The following is a 17,495-nucleotide window of genomic DNA, read 5'->3' on the forward strand; positions in this document are numbered from 1 at the left end:
CGAACAGATTACTCGCAGACTTCGACGCGGCGGTAGGTGAACTCGCCGTCGCCCAGCCACTCCTTGCGGCGCTCGTAGTGGCAGATCGGGCCGCGGCGCTCGCGGACCACGACGGTCTCGGGCTCCTCGACCAGGACGCGGCGCGGGCGGTATTCCGGCGGCGGGGGCGGCGGCTGGTTGGCGCCGTTCACCAGGGCGCCACCGACCACGCCGCCGACCACGCCGGCCGCGAGGCCGCCGATGATCGCGCCGGTCTGGTCGCGGGCGGTGGCCGGGGCGACGGCCCCGAGCACCAGGGTCGCCGCGAGGGCTGCGGCCCCGGCGCGGATCGTCGTGAAGGAACCGTTCGTGGCCACGCGCAACTTCTCCCGTTCGTGTTGAGGATGATCCAACACCGGGACGATTAAAAATCTCCGAAGCGGCGCACGCCGATGCGCGGGTTCAGAGCAGTCCGTCGAGGGACCCGATCACGCTTGTGGGAGCGAGGTCCGCGTACTCATCCGGCAGCCCCCGGCGGTTCACCCAGGCGGTCCGGAACCCGAACGCGTGGGCGCCCGCCACGTCCCAGCGGTTGGAGGAGCAGAACAGCACGTCCGCCTCCCCGACCGCGAGCCGGAGCAGCGCGATCCGGTAGGCGTCGGGATGGGTCTTGAACACCTGCGCGTCGTCCACCGAGAGCACGGCGTCGAGATGGTCGGCGAGCCCCGCCGAGGCCACGGCCCGGTCGACCATCGCGGCGTTGCCGTTGGTCAGCACCGCCGTGCGCAGGCCGCGCTTGCGCAGGGACGCCAGCACCTCCGGCACCTCCGGATAGGCATCGAGGTCGCGATAGGCGTCGAGCAGCCGCTCGCGCAGGGCCGGGTCCACGCCCGGATGGACCGCCAGGGCATAATCGAGGGCGCGCACGGTGAGGTCCCAGAAGGCGGCGTAGCGGCCCATCAGAGACAGGGTCCAGCTGTATTCCAGCTGCTTGTTGCGCCAGACCTCGGAGAGATGGTCGGCATCCGGCCCGACCGCGTCGGCGTAGCGCTGGACCGCGGCGTTCACGTCGAACAGCGTGCCGTAGGCGTCGAAGACAACGGCCCTCACGCCCGCGAGCAGATCCTTGGCGTCGGTCATGGCGTTCCTCATTGGCCTTCACGAGCGATCTGGGACTCGAAGGCGCGGCGGCGAGCCCGGCTCGATGGGACGGTGTTTGTCAGGCCCGGCGCAGGCGCAGGCCGAACAGGTGCAGCAGGCCGGCCAGGAGCCCGCCATAGATCGCGGCCCCGGCGAGGCCCAGAACCGCCAGGACGGCGATCTCGCGCCCGTGCGACAGGGCCGGGACCAGCGCCTCGGCGAGCCCCTGGCCGTAGACGGCCACGCCCGCCAGCGCGAGGCAGGCGAGCCCGACGCCGAGGACCGTGAGGCCGAGGGTGCGGCCCGGCGCCGTCCAGCCGCGGCGCTTGGCCAGGACGACGAGGATCAGCAGGTTCACCCACTGGCTGACCGCCGTCGCCAGCGCCAGGCCGGTGACGCCGTAGGGCCCGGTGAGCCAGAGCTTCAGCGCGACGTTGACGCCGATCGCGGTGAGCGACGCCCAGAGCGGGGTCTTGGTGTCCTGCCGGGCGTAGAAGCTCGCCACCGCGCTGCGCACCAGCACCACGGCCGGGAGGGCGAGCCCGTAGGCGGCCAGCACCGAGGCGGCCCGGGACGCGTCCTCGGCGCTGAAGGCGCCGCGCTGGAACAGGGCCGCCATGATCAGGCCCGGGATGGTCAGGAACGCCACCGTGAACGGCGCCGACAGGGCGAGGGAGAACCCCGCCGCCCGGTTCTGCGCCGCATGCGCGCCGGCCACGTCGCCGGAGGCGATCCGCCGGCTCATCTCCGGCAGGAGCACGGTGCCGGCCGCGATGGCGATCACCCCGAAGGGCAGCTGGTAGAGCCGGTCGGCATAGTACAGGGCTGAGACCGCGCCGGTGGGCAGCCAGCTCGCGATGATCGTGTCGGCGAAGGTGGCGATCTGGAACCCGGCCGCCCCGATCACCGCGGGCCCGAGCACCACGAAGAACCGCTTCAGCGCCGGATCGGCGCGCGGCACGGCGAGGTCGGGCATCACCCGGGCCCGGCGGCAGCCCCACCACAGCAGGCCGAATTGCAGCACGCCCGAGACCGCGACGCCCCAGGCGGCCGCGTAGGCGGCGTTGGGGAACAGGAAGCTCAGCGACAGGGCCGCCAGCATGGCGAGGTTGAGCAGCACCGGCGCCCCGGCCGCCACGGCGAAGTGCCGGTGGGCGTTGAGGATGCCCGACAGCAGCGTCACCAGCGTCATGAACAGCAGGTACGGGAAGGTGATCCGGGTGAGCGCCACCGCGAGCTGGAAGCGCTCGCCATCCGCGGCGAAGCCCGGCGCCAGGGCGTGCACCACCCAGGGCATCGCCGGCAGGGCGAGGTTCAGTAGCACGAGCTGCACGATCAGCATCAGGGTGAAGACGCGATCGGCGAAGTGGTGCGCCTCGCCGGAGCTGCCCGTCTCGGCGAGCCCGGCATAGGCCGGCACGAAGGCGGTGTTGAACGCGCCCTCGCCGAAGATCGCGCGGAAATGGTTCGGCAGCCGGAACGCGACCACGAAGGCGTCGGCCATGGGCCCCGCGCCCATCACGGCGGCCATCACCACGTCCCGGGCGAAGCCGGTGACGCGGGAGACCAGGGTCCAGCCGCCCACCGAGAGGATGGAGCGGATCATGGATCCGCCCGCTGCGGGATCATGGGGTCGGGAAACGAGGAAAGAATGGCGGCCTGCCCTGCTGAGCCCGGGGGCCGCATCAAGAGCCGCTTTTGCCCGGCATCTCAAGGGCGCCGCGGACACGATCGGCCCGCAGCGCCCCTCATGACCGGATCAGGCGGTCGCTTCGCCGTACATCTTCTCGACGTGCTCCCAGTTCACCAGGTTCTCGATGAACGCCTTGAGGTAGTCGGGGCGGCGGTTGCGGTAATCGATGTAGTAGGAGTGCTCCCACACGTCGACGCCCAGGATCGGCTTGGCGCCGTGGACCAGCGGGTTCTCGCCGTTGGGGGTCTTCAGGATCGCGAGCTTGCCGTCCTTGACGGCGAGCCAGGCCCAGCCGGAGCCGAACTGGCTGACGCCCGCCTGGATGAAGTCCGCCTTGAACTTCTCGGCGCCGCCGAGGTCCTCGTCGATCTTCTTGGCGAGCGCGCCGGGGATGGCGCCGCCGCCATTGGGCTTCATCCACTGCCAGAAATGGATGTGGTTGTAGTGCTGGCCGGCATTGTTGAAGAGCGGCTGATTCGTGTTGTAGGCCGCCTTGACGATCTCCTCGACGCTCTTGCCCTGGAGATCCGTGCCCTCGAGCAGCTTGTTACCGGTATCGACATAGGCCTTGTGGTGCTTGTCGTGGTGAAACTCGAGGGTTTCCTTCGACATGTACGGCCCGAGCGCGTCGTAGGCGTAGGGCAGTTCCGGCAGGGTGAAGGTCATTGGCTCTGTCTCCGCTTTGAGCACGATGCGGACAAGCCGGATCCGGCTTTCCGGGATCATCATGCGATAACAAGGGGCTGGAGCAGGCCGTGTTTCACGGGAAACAGCGGCGCGCTTCAGCCTTGGGCGGCCTCGTCCCCGGCGGGGGCGTCCGGGTCACGACCCGCTAGGTAAGTCGGTGCCCGCGCGACGGCAACGCCGTTCCGGCCAGGCTTGGTGCAAACTTCCGGGGACGGCCCGCAGCCGGGCGAGGAAGCCCCGGGCGCCCGGCCCGACAACCTGCAAGAACCGGTATCCCGGGCAATCTCACCGCCGGGTTTTGCAATATGACGGCAAGGCCTTACTGTGCGCCACGCCTTAAGCGCCGGCGGTTAGCCGGCCCGTGTCTCGAGAGTAACATGATCGCTGCGCTGTTCGCGCTCGCTGCCGCCATGGCCATCGGGGGCTGCGCCGCCGTGATCCAGGGCTTCCCCTATGTGCGTCTGGAGAGCGGCCTCGCGATGGTGATCGCGGGTTCGGTCGCGGCCTCGTCGGGCGCCGTGCTGTTCGGGATCAGCGTCCTCGCCCTCGTGTTCCGCCGGCTGGAGCGGGTGATCGGCCAGCGCCCGGCGCTGGCCCCGGCCGAGGCCGGCCCCGTTACCGAGAGCGCACCGCGGCTGCCGCCGGTGCTGCCGGCCGCCCCCGCCTTCATCGTGCCGCCGATCGTCGAGCCGCCCTTCGACCCCGAGCGGCCGCGGATCGAACCCAATCTGCGCCTGCTCGACGACACCCCGTCCACCCCGGTCGAGCCCCCCAGGGCGGCCGAGCCGCAGAGGCCGACCCCGGTCGAATCGGACTTCCCGATCCAGGCCTTTCCCGCCGCCCCGATCGTGGAGCCGGAGCCGCCCCATCGGCCTGCTCCGGAGGCAGCCCCGGCCCCCGCGGCCGAGCGCAGCCCGGAGGACGACCTGTTCGCCGCCCCCGAAGCGCCCCCGCAGCCGGCCCCGCCCTCGGAGCCTCCCGCCCTGCGCCCGAGTCTCGACGCGGCGCCGGAACCCGAGCCCGAACCGAAGCCCGACACCCGCACCGTGGTCGGGCGCTACGCCTCCGGCGGCAACACCTACGTGATGTTCGAGGACGGCTCGATCGAGGCGGAGACCCCGCAGGGCCGGTTCACCTTCGCGTCGCTGGACGAGCTGAAGGCGTTCGTCGACGGCGGCGGCGAATCCGGGACGCGCGGCGCCGCCTGACGGGGCGCCCCCTCAGGCCAGCGGGTTGAGGCTGTCGTTGCGCGGCGGGATCGGCGCCCGCATGGTCAGCGAGAACCCCTCGGGGTCGTAATCGGTCTCGACCTCGGCCTGGACCTGGGTGATGAGCACCCGCTGCAGCAGGCGCGAGCCGAAGCCCTGGCGGCTCGGGGGCCTGACCGGCGGGCCGCCCGATTCGCGCCAGTGGAAGCGCAGGATCCCGGCCGCGCCCCCGGCCTCCAGGGACCAGGTCACCGCGACCCGCCCGGTGCGGTTCGAGAGCGCCCCGTATTTCGCCGCGTTGGTGGTGAGTTCGTGGATCGCCATGCCGATCGGCACCGCGATCTCGGAGGGCAGGTCGATCGGCGGCCCTTCGAGGCTGATCCGCCCTTCGGCGCCGCCCTCGACCGAGACCTCCGCGTAGGGCTTCAGCTCGCTGAGCAGAAGGTTGGCCAGCGAGGCGGTCTGCCAGGTATCCTCGGTGAGCACCGCATGGGTGTGGGCGAGGGATTTGATCCGCCCGACGAAGGCCTCGTAGAAATCCTCGATGCTGGAGGCCGTGCGGGCCGTGGAGCCCACGATCGCCTGCACGGTGGCCAGCGTGTTCTTCACCCGGTGGTGCAGCTCGCGGATCAGCAGGCTCTGCCGCTCCTCGGCGATCCGCCGGTCGGTCACGTCGGCGACCACGCCGATCAGGCGGCGCGGCAGGCGGCTGGGGGCGTCCCGCTCGAACCGGCCGGCCATGTCGATGGTGCGCCAGGCCCCGTCGGATTTCCGCCGGATCCGGCCGCCGATCTGCAGGATCCCGTCCTCGCGCAGCGCCTTCGAGATCGCGTGGCGGACCGCGGCGCGGTCGTCCGGGTGGAGGATGTCGTTGAGGAACTCGTTCTTGCCGATGGTGCCGTCCTCGGGGGCGTGCCCGAAGATCTCGTACATGTGCTCGTTTTCCCAGATCGCCTGGTCCTCGAGCATGTGCCACTCGAAGATGCCGAGCTTGGCGATGGTGGTCGCCACCCGCAGGCGCTGATCCCGCGACAGGATCTCGTCCCGCGCCTCGACCCGGGTGGTGATGTCCTGGACGACGCCGACCATGCTGGCGGGCTCGCCGTCGCGGCCGGGCACGGCCTGGCCCCGCACCCGCAGGATCACGGTGCGCCCGGCGACGGTCACCGGCGTATCGAAATGGTAGGACTGGCCGGCCCGGCACGCCTCGGTGACGGTCGCGGCCAGGCGGGCGAGCTCGGGATCGGACAGGCCGCTCTTGAGCTCGTCCCACGGCACGGAGCGCCCGGGCTGGCGCCCCAGGATCCGGGCGGCCCGGCGCGACAGGGTCAGGAGGCCGGTCGCCCGGTCCCAGCGCCACTCGCCGAGGCCGGCGGTCTCCAGGGCCTCGCGGTTGGCCTCGGAATGGGCGGCCGCGTCCGCATCCACGGCCTCGACCACCAGGGTCCGGCCGGAGCGCCGCACGCGCACGTCCAGCACGGTGCCGTCCGCCCGGCGCCAGGCCTGGATGCCGTCGCCGAGCCCCTCGGGCCGGTCGGCCAGGAGATCCGCGGTCGCGCGTCCGGCCAGCAGGCCCGGCGCCCAACCGAGCAGGTCGTGCAGGACCCGGTTGGCGGCCACGATCGCCGCCTCGTCCGCCGACAGCACGACGAGGCCGATCGCGGCATCGTCGAAGCCCGCGCGATACGGGTCGTCCGCCGCCGGGTCTTGACCCACGCTCTCGTCCACTCGGAAAAACCCTCGAACGCGCCGCGGCGCGCTCCCGCACGAGATGCCCCCCTGCCGCGGTCCGGACCGCGAAGGCAACTCAGGATGGCGCCCGAGCGTGACCGTTGCAAGGCGTCCCGCTCCGATGCGGCGACCCGTCCGTGCGAAACCGAACGGGATGCGGGCGCGCTCGGACCGCGCGGGTGCCCCGGCGCTGGCCGCTCAGCGCGGACGGCGCACGAATTCCAGATATGTCGGGCGCCGGCCCGCTGCCAGCGCCTTCGCCTCGTAGCGGGTTCCGGGCCAGCCCGGGAAGGGCTGGGTCCAGTCGCCGGCCTGCCGCGCCGTCCAGATCAGGACCGGGCAGCGGGCGGCCCGGACCAGGGTCCAGCCGGCATAATCGTCGATGTCGCTGGCGAAGCGGAACAGGCCGCCATCCTTGAGGACCCGGCCGATCTCGGCGAGCGAGGCATCCGAGACGAAGCGGCGCTTGCGCTGCCGGCGCTTCGGCCAGGGATCGGGATAGAGCAGGTAGACCCGGTCCAGGCAGGCATCCGGCAGGCGCGCCAGTAGGGCGGTCACGTCCTCGTCGCGGATGCGGACGTTGCGCAGGCCCCGCGCCTCGATCGCGGCCAGCAGCTTGACCACGCCGTTGACGAACGGCTCGGCCCCGATGATCCCGATCCCGGGATGGGCCTCGGCCTGGGCGGCGAGGTGCTCGCCGCCGCCGAACCCGATCTCCAGCCAAACCGCCTCCGGCGCGCCGCCGAGCGCCGGGAACAGCGTGTTCGGATCGAGCGGCCGGTCGTCCGGCGGGAGATCGACGCGGAGCGCCGGGAGCAATTCGGTGAGGCGCCGCTCCTGCAGGCCGCGCAGGCGCTTGCCCTTGCGCCGCCCGAAGAAGGCGCGCTCCGGCTCCTCGGCCTCGCGACCGGGTCGTCCGTTCAGGTCAGACATCGGCTACCAACGCGTCGTCCGCACACGGGCAAGGACGGGTTTCCAGAGGGCTCGCGGCCCCGAGGCAGGGCTCTGCCCCGCTCCCGCAAAAGGTCCAAGACCTTTTGAAACCGGGACTCAAAAAAACGCCAGCGCGCCGTCCCGAATCGGGGACGGCGCGCTGGCGGGTCGTTCGGCGCTGGAGCGCGGGCCGCCTTACGACAGGGCCGACTTCAGCTTCTGGGCGAGGTCGGTCCGCTCCCAGGAGAAGCCGCCATCGGCCTCCGGCGCGCGGCCGAAATGGCCGTAGGCGGCGGTGCGCGCGTAGATCGGCTTGTTCAGGCCGAGCGCCGTGCGGATGCCGCGGGGCGACAGGTCCATGGCGTCCATCAGGACGGCCTCGAGCTTGGCCTCGTCGACCTGGCCGGTGCCGTGCAGGTCCACATAGATCGAGAGCGGCTTCGAGACGCCGATCGCGTAGGCGAGCTGGATCGTGGCGCGGTGGGCCAGGCCGGCCGCGACGACGTTCTTGGCGAGGTAGCGGGCGGCATAGGCCGCCGAGCGGTCGACCTTCGTCGGATCCTTGCCCGAGAAGGCGCCGCCGCCATGGGGGGCCGCGCCGCCGTAGGTGTCGACGATGATCTTGCGGCCGGTCAGGCCGCAATCGCCGTCGGGGCCGCCGATCACGAACTTGCCGGTCGGGTTGACGTGCCAGACGGTGCCCTCGTTGATCCAGCCCTGCGGCAGGGCCGCCCGGATGTAGGGCTCGACGATGGCGCGCACGTCGGCCGAGTCCAGGGACTCGTCGAGGTGCTGGGTGGAGAGCACGATCTGGGTCGCCTCGACCGGGCGGCCGTTCTCGTAGCGGACCGTGACCTGGCTCTTGGCGTCGGGGCCGAGCTTGCCGGCATCGCCCTCACCCTTCTTGCGGGCGTCGGCGAGGTCCTTGAGGATCTTGTGCGCGTAGAACAGCGGCGCCGGCATCAGCTCCGGGGTCTCGTCGGCGGCGTAGCCGAACATGATGCCCTGGTCGCCCGCGCCCTCGTCCTTGTTGCCGGCCGCGTCCACGCCCTGCGCGATGTCGGCGGACTGGGCGTGCAGGTAGATCGCGACCTCGTTGTTCTTCCAGTGGAAGCCGTCCTGCTCGTAGCCGATCTCCTTCACGGCCTGGCGGGTCAGCTCCTCGAGATCCTTGAAGGTCACGGAATCCGGACCGCGCACCTCGCCCGCGATCACGACGCGGTTCGTGGTAGTGAGGGTCTCGACCCCGAGCCGCGCCTCCGGCATCGCCGCGATATAGGCATCCACCACCGTATCCGAGATCCGGTCGCTGACCTTGTCGGGATGGCCTTCGGACACCGACTCGCTGGTGAACAGGTAGTTGGAACGCGGCATGTGGACGGATCCCGAGCACGGGTACGCCGTCGCGATCGCGGCGTTCGACCCTCTATGGGGTCGGGGTTCTCGCACCGGGCCGGATGACGGTCAACCCGGATCGCCGAACGGATCCGCTATAACGTACGAAACGGGTGAAAAAACGCCCGTCCTCGGCACAACTCAGCATTCAGCCGTTGAGCTTGTGGTCCAGGGCCCGGATCGCGGCGGCGACGTCCCGGCGGGCTTCCTCGGAGAAATGCTCGGTGATGTGGCGGCCCACGACCTCGGCCAGGCCCTGAAGCCCGTCCTCCGCCGACAGGGGCGTCTGATCCGGCTCGGAGAAGCCCGGCGCGGTGAAGTCGTCGTTCCGCGGCATGCCCTTGAAGAAGTAATCCATCGGCACCCCGGTCATCCGGGAGAAGATGTCGAGATGGACGGCACTGATCCGGTTGGTGCCCTTCTCGTACTTCTGCAGCTGCGCCGCCGACATCCCGAAGCTCTGCGCGACGCGACGCTGCGTCAGCGATGCCTTGCGGCGCTGCTCGGCGATGCGTTGACCGACATACACGTCACGCTGATCGGTTTTCTGACCCGCCATGTAGAACTTGCCCACTCCTGCCGCGATTTTCGGGCGGCGAAGCTTAACCGCATAGCGAGGCCGTGTCACCGGCGGGTGACCATCGCGGTAAATGTTTTGCCGCGGCGCCGATTCCCGTCGACGGACTGAGTTCTGGTGTCCCCGGCAGGGCTCGAACCTGCGACCCCAGGTTTCATACCACTTCGGCTTTCGCCGCCGCCGCCCCTGCGGGCCGCGTTCGTGGCCTGGACTATCCCTTCACCATGGGCCCGGCTTGCGCCCGGCCGTTAGGTGCCGCCCGTCTAGTCTCTACACCTTCCCGCTGGCGCCGAGGCGTCGGGCGGGCTTGGCTCGGGATCGGCAGGACGCCGGCATGCCGGCGCCGGGAGCTTTCCCCGACTTTGAGCGGATCCGCCGCGCAGTTTCCCGACGCGACGCCCAATTGTGACCGTTTAGGAAACCTGTGCTCTGTCCAGCTGAGCTACGGAGACGACCAGAATCCCCATAGCATCAACCCCCGGACAGGCCAACCGCGCGGTGTGCGCGCGCGCGATCCGGGGCATGATCGGCCGGGGGGTTCGATGATCCGGACAGGCGACGGGCCGGCGGGCGGGCGACGGGGCCGGGCGGCCCGCGCGATGGCGGTGCCGATCCTCGCGGCCGCGGGCTTTGCCGCGCCGTGTCTCGCCGCGCCGGCGGAGTGTCGGCCGGGACCGGCGCGAACCGAGATCCTCGACGGGATCGGGCCGCGCGGCGAGATCCGTCTCGCCTCGGGCGGCCGCGCCGTGCTCGAATCCCTGCACTGGCCGGACACCCCGGAGATCGCCGAGGCCGCGCGCGCCTGGCTCGATACGCGGCGCGGCGACAGCCTGGTCGTGGTGCCGCGCGGGCAGCCCGACCGCTGGGGCCGGGAGCGGGCCGACATCCAGGTGGCCGACACCGACATCGACCTTGCGGGCGGCCTGATCGCGGCCGGGCTGGCCTTCGCGGATGCCGGTGAGCGCGATTCGCTCTGCCGCCCGGCCCTGCGCGCCGTGGAGGCGTCCGCCCGCGACAGGCGGCTCGGCCTGTGGCGCGATCCGGTGCCCCAGGCCGCCGACGGGCCGGCGCTCCGGGCGCGGGAGGGGCGCTTCGCCGTCGTGGAGGGCCGCATCCGCCATGTCGGCGAGCGCAGCGCGCGCACCTATCTCGACTTCGTGGTCCACGGCGAGGACGGGCTCACGGTCACGGTATCGAAACGCACTTGGCGAATGATGCTCGCCCGTGGTTTGAGTGCGCCTTCGCTCGAAGGCCGGCGCGTGCGGGTCCGCGGCATCCTGGAAGTCTGGCGCGGCCCGACCCTGGAGGCCAACGCCGACGCGGTCGAGATCCTGGGTGAGCCGGATCGGCGCGAGGCCGAGCCGGCGGAGGAACAAGGGCTGCGGCGCTGATCGCGATGGGCGGGATCACGGAGCGAATGCGAGTGGTGAGGCGGCGCTTGCGCGGCCTGGCGTCGGCCTGTTCCGGGGCGACGCTTCTGGCTGTCGGTCTGGGCGCCTGCGTGGCCGACCAGGCGACCGGTCCGGTGACGCCGGCCGTGGTCCAGGTGCCGGCCGAGGCGCCGCGCACCACCGGCCGCGAGCGCGCCGCCGATGCCGACCACCTCAAGCTCGTGGCCTCGTTCGGGGGCGAGGCCCGCGCGCCCAACGTGATGCGGATGCTCACGGAGGTCACCGACCGGCTGGTGAAGGCCAGCGAGCGGCCGGACCAGGCCTACGCGGTGACGCTGCTCGATTCGCCCGTGGTCAACGCCTTCGCGCTGCCCAACGGGCGGCTCTACGTCACCCGCGGGCTGGTGGCGCTGGCGAGCGACACCTCCGAGGTCGCGGCCGTACTCGCCCACGAGATGGCGCACGTCACCCTCAACCACGCCACCGCCCGGAGCGAGCTGGAACTGCGCTCGGCCCTGGTCAGCCGGGTCGTGGCCGACGTGCTGAACGATCCCGATACGGGCGCGCAGCTGCAGCATCAGTCGCGCTTCGCGCTGGCCCGGTTCTCCCGGGAGCAGGAGCTGGAGGCGGACGCCACCGGGGTCCGCACCCTCGCCAAGGCCGGCTACGACCCGTTCGCCGCCGGCCGCTTCCTCACCGCGCTCAACCGCTCGACCAACCTGAAGGCCGGCAGCGGCACCGCGGGCGAGCCCGACATGCTTGCGACCCATCCGGGCACCGCCGAGCGTGTCACCCAGGTGACCCGGGCGGCGCGCCGGATCGGGGCGCCGGGCATCGGGGCCGATGACCGGGCGCATTACCTCGCGGCGGTGGACGGGCTCCCGTATGGCGACAACCCGCGCGACGGCGCGGTGCGCGGCCACCGCTTCGTCCATCCCGGGCTCGGCATCGCCTTCGACGTGCCGGACGGGTTCGTCCTGGAGAACACACGCTCGGCGGTGCTCGGCACCACCCCGGACGGCAACCGGCGGCTGCTGTTCGACCAGATCGAGGCCAAGGAGGGCCAGCCCCTCGACGTCGCGCTCAGGGGCAGCTGGAACGACGCCCTCGACCCGGCCGGGTTCGAGACCCGCGAGGTCGGCGGCCACCCGGCGGCCTTCGCGCTGTCGCGCGGCAAGGACTGGACCTTCCGGCTCGGGGCGATCCGGATCGGCGACACGGCCTTCCGGATGATCATGGCGGCCAAGGGCGCCACCGACCCCGACCCGGCCTTCCGCCCCTGGGTCGCGAGTCTGCGGGCGATTACCCCCGAGGAGGCGGTGCTGCGGCCCCTGCGGCTGCAGGTGGTGCAGGCCGGATCGACCAGCGCCGAGGAGCTGGCCCGCCGCATGGCGGTGCCGGACCGAGCGCTCGACCGGTTTCTGGTCCTCAACGGGCTGGAGCGCGGCGCCGCGCTGGTGCCGGGCCGCAGCTACAAGATCGTGGTGGAATAGCCGCCCCGCTCTGCCGCGTCTTGCGCGCGCCCGCGCCCCGGACGACCGTCCGGCAGCGCTCGACCGTCGTCCCGGGTCAGGTCTCCGAGGTGCCGCGCGAAGCGCTTGATGGACATCACCTTTTTCCGCGAGCCGGTCGCCCCGCGCGGGGCGATGCGTCAGGGAGAGCGCCGTGATTCGATTCTTCTACAATCTCAGCCCCAACCCGATGAAGGTCGCCCTCTGCCTGGAGGAGATGGGCCTGCCCTACGAGCCGGTTCCGGTGGATCCGCGCAAGGGCGAGCAATTCGACCCGGCCTACACGGCCCTCAACCCGAACGCGAAGGTGCCGACCATCGTGGACGGCGACGTGACGGCGTTCGATTCGAACGCGATCCTGCTCTACCTCGCCGGCAAGACCGGCCGGTTCCTGCCGGAGGGCGAGCCGGTGCGGGGCGAGATGCTGTCCTGGCTGATGTTCGTGGCCACCGGCATCGGGCCTTTCTCCGGCCAATGCGTCCATTTCCGCCACTTCGCCCCCAACGGCGGCGCCTACGCCACCGAGCGCTACGCCTTCGAGGCGCGCCGCCACTGGGACATCCTGAACACGCGCCTCGCGGAGCGCGCCTACGTGCTGGGCGAGACCTACACGATCGTTGACATGGCCGTGTGGGGCTGGGCCCGGATGGTGCCGTTCGTGCTGGGCGAGGACGCCTTCGCGACCCTGCCCCACGTCAAGCGCCACCTCGACGCGATCAACGCCCGCCCGGCCGCGCAGGCCGCCGAGGCGCTGAAGGGGCGCCACACCTTCAAGTCGGAGATGGACGACGAGGCGCGCACCTTCATGTTCCGCGCACCTCAGAGCGCCGCGTAACGGGGCCCGGTTCAGGGCCCGGTGAGCGTCACGGAGAGCATCGGCAGGGTGACGGCGAACCCGTCGCCCGATGCCGGCGGCGTGCCGAGCGTGAAGCAGGCGCCCAGGCCGAGACAGAAAGCGAGACCGAGCAGCGAGGTCTCGAAGCCGCGATAGACCGATTCCATGGGAGGTCTCCTTCGCAAGAGACCCGCAGGATGCGCCCGACCGGTAAACGGATCGGTGCGCTGGCGCTCATCCATGGTGAGTAGGCGGTGGCAGGCGCCGAATACCCGTCTCGGTCAAACCGGCCGATGCCACCTTCTCTGTCATCCGGGGCTCGCCTGCGATGACCGCGAATGACGCCGCGGTTTGCACGACAGCCAAGCAGCCAGAAGGCCCACAGCACTCTCGTGCTGCGGGCCTTCCGATGGGACTCGCGGAGGTTAAAAAAGCAGCCGATGTTTCACGGGAAACATCGGCCGCCCGTCACAGCAGCTTGTCGATCGTGATCGGCAGGTCGCGGACGCGCTTGCCGGTGGCGTGGAACACCGCGTTGGTGATCGCCGCCGCGGTGCCGACGATGCCGATCTCGCCGAGGCCCTTCACGCCCAGCGGATTGGCCTTGTCCTCCTCGTCCACGAAGATCACGTCGATGTCGTAGATGTCGGCATGGACCGGCACGTGATACTCGCCGAGATTGTGGTTCATGAACCGGCCGAAGCGGTGGTCGAGCATCGACTCCTCTTCCAGCGCCGAGCCGATCCCCATCACGACGCCGCCGAGAATCTGGCTGCGCGCGGTCTTCGGGTTGAGGATCTTGCCGGCCGCGATCGCCGAGACCACCCGGGTGAGCCGCACCTGGCCCAACTCCTCGTCGACTTTCACCTCCACGAAGATCGCCCCGTGGGTGTAGGCCTGGTAGGTCTCGTTGAAGTCCTTGTCGGGACCGGCCTGCTCCACCGCCTCGACCTTGTCGACGCCGGCCGCGCGCATCACCTCGACCAGCGAGACGCTGCGGCTGGGATCGCCCGCCACCGAGATGCGTCCGTCCGCGAAGACGGCGCGGTCGACATCGACATTGGCGAGCGGCGAGTTCTCCAGGCCGCGGGCCAGCTTGAACACCTGCTCGCCGACATTGCGGCAGGCCTTCATCACGGCGGTGCCGGATGAGGCCGCGGTCCAGGACCCACCGGCGACCGGTGCCTCGGGCAGGCGCGTGTCGCCGAGCTTGGTCGTGACCGATTCCATGGGCAGGCCCAAAGTGTCGGCGGCGATCTGGGTCAGGATCGTGTAGGTACCGGTGCCGATATCGCCGGTGGAGTTGCCGACCATCAGCCGGCCATCCGCGGTCAGCGTCGCGATGGCGCTCGACTGCATCATCATCGATTCCCAGACGCCCGTGGCGACGCCCCAGCCCACGAGTTCGCGGCCCTCGCGCATCGAGCGCGGCTCGGGGCTGCGCTTGGACCAGCCGAAGCGCTCGGCGCCCTGGGTGAAGCAGGCCTTCAGCTCCTTGGAGCCGAACGGCTTGCCCTCGGCGGTGGCGTCCGAGTCCGCGTAGTTCTTCAGCCGCAGCGCGATCGGGTCCATCCCGGTCGCGTAGGCGAGCTCGTCCATCGCGGTCTCGATGGCGAAGACGCCGGTGACGGCCCCAGGGGCGCGCATGTCGCCCGGGGTGGCGGTGTCGAGCTTGGCGATCCGGTAGGTCAGGGCGACGTTATCGCAGCGGTAGAGCACCCCCGACCAGTTGACGATGACCTCCTGGTAATCCTCGAACTGGGAGGTGCCCTGCACCGCATCGTGCCGGAGCGCCGTCAGGGTGCCATCCGCCTCGGCCCCGAGGGAGACCGTCTGCAGTGCCTCGCCCCGATAGGTGAAGGACCACATCTGGTCGCGGGTCAGGGTCACCCGGACCGAGCGCTTCAGCTCCTGCGCGGCCAGCATCGCCAGGAAGGCCTGGTATTGCGGGCGCAGGCCCGAGCCGAAGCCGCCGCCGAGATAGGGGTTGAGCACCCGCACTTGGTCGGGCTTCAGCCCGAACACGTTGGCGAGATACTGGTGGCTGTTCGAGACGCCCTGGATCTTGTCGTAGACCGTGTAGGTCCCGTCCTCCTCGACCACCACCGTGGTGGCGTGCGGCTCCATCGGGTTGTGGTGCTCGTTGGCCAGCGTGTAGGCGCCCTGCACGCGGATCGGCGCGCTGCCAAAGGCCTGGTCGGCGTCGCCCCACGGCGCCGGCGGCGGCTTGATGCCCTCGCGCTTGTAGGGCGGATCGTAGGCGTCGCCGCGCACGGCGTGGAGGTCGGTCTCGGGCTCCTGGGCCTCGTACCGGACCTGGATCAGCGAGGCGGCGTAGCGCGCGGTCTCGAAATCCTCGGCCACCACCAGGGCGACCGGCTGGCCGCTGAACACGATCAGGTCGTCATAGAGGGCGCGGAACGGCGAGCCGGGGGGTGCCACCGCGTCCTGGAAGTTCTTGTCGCGCCAGGCGGTGCGGGGGCGGTTCTCGTGGGTGATCACCTTGAGGACGCCCGGCACCGCCTCGGCGGCGGCGGAGTCGATCCCCGCGATCCGGCCCTTGGCGATGGCGCTGGACACGACGTAGCCGTAGGCGAGATCCGGGGCGGCGAACTCGCCGGCGTATTTGGCGAGGCCGGTGACCTTGGCGGGTCCGTCGATGCGGCTGCGTGGGCTGCCGACGAAGGTGTCGTGGCCGGTGGAGCTGAAGGTCTGGGTCATCGGGATGCCTACTGGATGCGCTTGTCGCTGAGCGACTGGGGCGTGCCGGCAGCGGCCTGTTCGAGGCCGCGCACGATGGCCCGCCGGGCGAGGTCGATCTTGAAGCCGTTGGCCGATTGCGGCTTGGCCTCGGAGACGATGAGGCCGGCCGCCTGCTGGAAGCTCTCGCGGGTGGCGGGCTTGCCCTCCAGCAGCGCCTCGGCCTCACGGTTGCGCCAGGGCTTGTGGGCGACGCCGCCGAGCGCCAGCCGGGCGGTCTTGATCGTGTCGCCGTCGAGCTCGACGCCCGCCGCCACCGAGACCAGCGCGAAGGCGTAAGACAGCCGGTCGCGCAGCTTCAGATAGGTGTAGTGCTGCGGGAACTTGCTCTCTGGCAGGTCCACCGACACGATGATCTCGCCGGGGGCGAGGTTGGTGTCGATCTCAGGGCTATCGCCCGGCAGCCGGTGGAAATCCGCGAAGGGAATCGTCCGCTCGCCCTGCGGCCCGCTCACCCGGACCGTCGCCTCGAGCGCCGCCAGGGCGATGCACATGTCGGACGGGTGGGTGGCGATGCAGGAGTCGCTCGCCCCGAAGATCGCGTGGATGCGGTTGACGCCGCCGATCGCCGAGCAGCCGGTGCCGGGCTCGCGCTTGTTGCAGGGCGTGGCCGTGTCGTAAAAATAGTAGCAGCGGGTCCGCTGCAGCAGGTTGCCGCCCGTGGAGGCGGCGTTGCGCAGCTGCGCCGAGGCGCCGGCCAGGATGGCGTTGCGCAGCAGCGGGTATTGCGCGGCGACCCGGTCGTCGTAGGCGACCTTGGCGTTGGTCGCGAGCGCCCCGAGCCGCAGGCCGCCCTCATGCGCCTCGATGCCGTCGAGGGGCAGCCGGGTGATGTCGATCAGCCGGCCGGGCTTCTCGACATCGTACTTCATCAGGTCGATCAGGTTGGTGCCGCCCGCAATGAAGCGCGCGCCCGCCCCGTAGGCCTGGACCGCCTCCGCCACCGTGCCGGCGCGGACATAATCGAAGCGGTTCATCGGGCGGCTCCCTGCATCACGTCCTCGATCGCGTCGACGATGTTGGTGTAGGCACCGCAGCGGCAGAGGTTGCCGCTCATCGCCTCGCGGATCTCCTCTCGGCTATGGGCGTGGCCCTCGTTCATCAGGCCGACCGAGGAGCAGAGCTGGCCCGGCGTGCAGTAGCCGCACTGGAAGGCGTCGTGCTCGATGAACGCCTCCTGGATCGGATGGAGCGCGTTGCTGCCGCCCCGGTCGCCGAGGCCGGCAAGCCCCTCGACCGTGGTGATCTCGGCCCCGTCCTTCATGACCGCCAGCGTTAGGCAGGCATTCACCCGGGTGCCGTTCACCAGCACCGTGCAGGCGCCGCACTGGCCGTGGTCGCAGCCCTTCTTGGTGCCGGTGAGGTCGAGCTTTTCGCGCAGGAGATCGAGCAGCGTGGTCCAGGGCGTGACCTTGAGCGCCCGGCGCTGCCCGTTGATCGTCAGGGTGATGTCGAGCGCGGTGTCGGCCCGCACCGGCGGACTGTTTTCGAGGAGCATGCTGTCGTCCACGATCTGGGCCGGCCGCGGGGCCGGACGGGGAACGGAAGATCGGTCTGGGGCGGCGACGAGCCGGCGCCCACGGGGCCAGTCGATCGATAACCATTCCAAACTACGCCTGTTCCGCGGACGATCGGTCTCAGGGCCGGACATCCGG

General features: G+C 70.9%; 16 protein-coding genes. 4 read left to right on the forward strand and 12 right to left on the reverse strand.

The genetic code is table 11. The features are described 5' to 3' along the window. Positions 1 to 8 precede the first annotated feature (8 nt). The 4 genes from LGR69_RS14935 to LGR69_RS14950 form a co-directional block, all read right to left on the reverse strand. Positions 9 to 356: a hypothetical protein gene (locus LGR69_RS14935; RefSeq protein ID WP_007567643.1), complete on the reverse strand. Its 348-nt coding sequence runs from the start codon at positions 354 to 356 to the stop codon at positions 9 to 11. Between the two features lie 85 nt (positions 357 to 441). Then, positions 442 to 1,119 carry a haloacid dehalogenase type II gene (locus LGR69_RS14940; protein ID WP_007567644.1) on the reverse strand — a complete coding sequence of 226 codons (678 nt, stop codon included), beginning with the start codon at positions 1,117 to 1,119 and terminating at the stop codon, positions 442 to 444. 79 nt (positions 1,120 to 1,198) lie between these two features. Then, entirely contained in the window at positions 1,199 to 2,725 is a 1,527-nt protein-coding gene (murJ, locus tag LGR69_RS14945; protein WP_230366479.1) for a murein biosynthesis integral membrane protein MurJ, read from the reverse strand. Between the two features lie 153 nt (positions 2,726 to 2,878). Continuing rightward, complete coding sequence (locus LGR69_RS14950) at positions 2,879 to 3,478, reverse strand: superoxide dismutase (RefSeq protein WP_050732139.1); 600 nt, start codon at positions 3,476 to 3,478, stop codon at positions 2,879 to 2,881. A 398-nt stretch (positions 3,479 to 3,876) separates the two neighbouring features. On the opposite strand from LGR69_RS14950, the gene LGR69_RS14955 reads away from it, so the two are divergent. Continuing rightward, positions 3,877 to 4,707, forward strand: coding sequence for a hypothetical protein (locus tag LGR69_RS14955; protein ID WP_230366480.1), 831 nt, complete (start codon positions 3,877 to 3,879; stop codon positions 4,705 to 4,707). A gap of 12 nt (positions 4,708 to 4,719) precedes the next feature. Here LGR69_RS14955 and LGR69_RS14960 read toward each other — a convergent pair whose 3' ends face one another. The 4 genes from LGR69_RS14960 to LGR69_RS14975 form a co-directional block, all read right to left on the reverse strand. Further along, positions 4,720 to 6,435 carry a sensor histidine kinase gene (locus LGR69_RS14960; RefSeq protein ID WP_230366481.1) on the reverse strand — a complete coding sequence of 572 codons (1,716 nt, stop codon included), beginning with the start codon at positions 6,433 to 6,435 and terminating at the stop codon, positions 4,720 to 4,722. Between the two features lie 201 nt (positions 6,436 to 6,636). Beyond that, positions 6,637 to 7,371 (reverse strand): tRNA (guanine(46)-N(7))-methyltransferase TrmB, encoded by a 735-nt coding sequence (gene trmB, locus LGR69_RS14965; RefSeq protein ID WP_230366482.1) that lies wholly within the window; start codon positions 7,369 to 7,371, stop codon positions 6,637 to 6,639. A gap of 195 nt (positions 7,372 to 7,566) precedes the next feature. After that, a complete protein-coding gene (gene metK / locus LGR69_RS14970) occupies positions 7,567 to 8,745 on the reverse strand; it encodes a methionine adenosyltransferase (protein WP_007567650.1) in 1,179 nt (392 codons plus the stop codon). Positions 8,746 to 8,914: 169 nt separating this feature from the next. Next, the gene (locus LGR69_RS14975) at positions 8,915 to 9,325 is read right to left on the reverse strand and encodes a helix-turn-helix domain-containing protein (protein WP_007567652.1); all 411 of its coding nucleotides are present in this window, start codon (positions 9,323 to 9,325) and stop codon (positions 8,915 to 8,917) included. 560 nt (positions 9,326 to 9,885) lie between these two features. On the opposite strand from LGR69_RS14975, the gene LGR69_RS14980 reads away from it, so the two are divergent. The 3 genes from LGR69_RS14980 (at position 9,886) to LGR69_RS14990 (ending at position 13,080) form a co-directional block, all read left to right on the forward strand. Beyond that, entirely contained in the window at positions 9,886 to 10,734 is an 849-nt protein-coding gene (locus LGR69_RS14980) for a thermonuclease family protein (RefSeq protein ID WP_230366483.1), read from the forward strand. 5 nt (positions 10,735 to 10,739) lie between these two features. Then, positions 10,740 to 12,227 carry a M48 family metalloprotease gene (locus LGR69_RS14985; RefSeq protein ID WP_370881364.1) on the forward strand — a complete coding sequence of 496 codons (1,488 nt, stop codon included), beginning with the start codon at positions 10,740 to 10,742 and terminating at the stop codon, positions 12,225 to 12,227. A gap of 172 nt (positions 12,228 to 12,399) precedes the next feature. Continuing rightward, positions 12,400 to 13,080, forward strand: coding sequence for a glutathione S-transferase family protein (locus LGR69_RS14990; protein ID WP_230366485.1), 681 nt, complete (start codon positions 12,400 to 12,402; stop codon positions 13,078 to 13,080). An 11-nt stretch (positions 13,081 to 13,091) separates the two neighbouring features. Here the strand turns inward: LGR69_RS14990 and LGR69_RS14995 are convergent, their stop codons facing one another. The 4 genes from LGR69_RS14995 to LGR69_RS15010 all read right to left on the reverse strand — a co-directional run bounded on the left by LGR69_RS14995 (position 13,092) and on the right by LGR69_RS15010 (position 17,338). Further along, positions 13,092 to 13,247 carry a hypothetical protein gene (locus LGR69_RS14995; RefSeq protein ID WP_230366486.1) on the reverse strand — a complete coding sequence of 52 codons (156 nt, stop codon included), beginning with the start codon at positions 13,245 to 13,247 and terminating at the stop codon, positions 13,092 to 13,094. A 301-nt stretch (positions 13,248 to 13,548) separates the two neighbouring features. Beyond that, positions 13,549 to 15,801: a xanthine dehydrogenase family protein molybdopterin-binding subunit gene (locus LGR69_RS15000; protein WP_230366487.1), complete on the reverse strand. Its 2,253-nt coding sequence runs from the start codon at positions 15,799 to 15,801 to the stop codon at positions 13,549 to 13,551. A gap of 8 nt (positions 15,802 to 15,809) precedes the next feature. Further along, on the reverse strand, positions 15,810 to 16,817 hold the full coding sequence (locus LGR69_RS15005) for an FAD binding domain-containing protein (RefSeq protein WP_230366488.1): 1,008 nt from the start codon (positions 16,815 to 16,817) through the stop codon (positions 15,810 to 15,812). Further along, positions 16,814 to 17,338 carry a (2Fe-2S)-binding protein gene (locus LGR69_RS15010; RefSeq protein WP_091861208.1) on the reverse strand — a complete coding sequence of 175 codons (525 nt, stop codon included), beginning with the start codon at positions 17,336 to 17,338 and terminating at the stop codon, positions 16,814 to 16,816. The genes LGR69_RS15005 and LGR69_RS15010 overlap by 4 nt, the downstream gene beginning before the upstream one ends. Positions 17,339 to 17,495 lie beyond the last annotated feature (157 nt).

This window comes from Methylobacterium brachiatum, from assembly GCF_020523825.1.
GTDB classification, from domain to species: Bacteria; Pseudomonadota; Alphaproteobacteria; order Rhizobiales; family Beijerinckiaceae; genus Methylobacterium; species Methylobacterium brachiatum.

What these genes read in the sequence shown, in the direction of transcription:
- LGR69_RS14940 (WP_007567644.1), bottom strand. Translation starts at nt 1,119, where the DNA reads ATGACCGACGCCAAGGATCTGCTCGCGGGCGTGAGGGCCGTTGTCTTC.
- murJ (WP_230366479.1), bottom strand. Translation starts at nt 2,725, where the DNA reads ATGATCCGCTCCATCCTCTCGGTGGGCGGCTGGACCCTGGTCTCCCGC.
- LGR69_RS14950 (WP_050732139.1), bottom strand. Translation starts at nt 3,478, where the DNA reads ATGACCTTCACCCTGCCGGAACTGCCCTACGCCTACGACGCGCTCGGG.
- LGR69_RS14955 (WP_230366480.1), top strand. Translation starts at nt 3,877, where the DNA reads ATGATCGCTGCGCTGTTCGCGCTCGCTGCCGCCATGGCCATCGGGGGC.
- trmB (WP_230366482.1), bottom strand. Translation starts at nt 7,371, where the DNA reads ATGTCTGACCTGAACGGACGACCCGGTCGCGAGGCCGAGGAGCCGGAG.
- metK (WP_007567650.1), bottom strand. Translation starts at nt 8,745, where the DNA reads ATGCCGCGTTCCAACTACCTGTTCACCAGCGAGTCGGTGTCCGAAGGC.
- LGR69_RS14975 (WP_007567652.1), bottom strand. Translation starts at nt 9,325, where the DNA reads ATGGCGGGTCAGAAAACCGATCAGCGTGACGTGTATGTCGGTCAACGC.
- LGR69_RS14980 (WP_230366483.1), top strand. Translation starts at nt 9,886, where the DNA reads ATGATCCGGACAGGCGACGGGCCGGCGGGCGGGCGACGGGGCCGGGCG.
- LGR69_RS14985 (WP_370881364.1), top strand. Translation starts at nt 10,740, where the DNA reads ATGGGCGGGATCACGGAGCGAATGCGAGTGGTGAGGCGGCGCTTGCGC.
- LGR69_RS14995 (WP_230366486.1), bottom strand. Translation starts at nt 13,247, where the DNA reads ATGGAATCGGTCTATCGCGGCTTCGAGACCTCGCTGCTCGGTCTCGCT.
- LGR69_RS15000 (WP_230366487.1), bottom strand. Translation starts at nt 15,801, where the DNA reads ATGACCCAGACCTTCAGCTCCACCGGCCACGACACCTTCGTCGGCAGC.
- LGR69_RS15005 (WP_230366488.1), bottom strand. Translation starts at nt 16,817, where the DNA reads ATGAACCGCTTCGATTATGTCCGCGCCGGCACGGTGGCGGAGGCGGTC.
- LGR69_RS15010 (WP_091861208.1), bottom strand. Translation starts at nt 17,338, where the DNA reads ATGCTCCTCGAAAACAGTCCGCCGGTGCGGGCCGACACCGCGCTCGAC.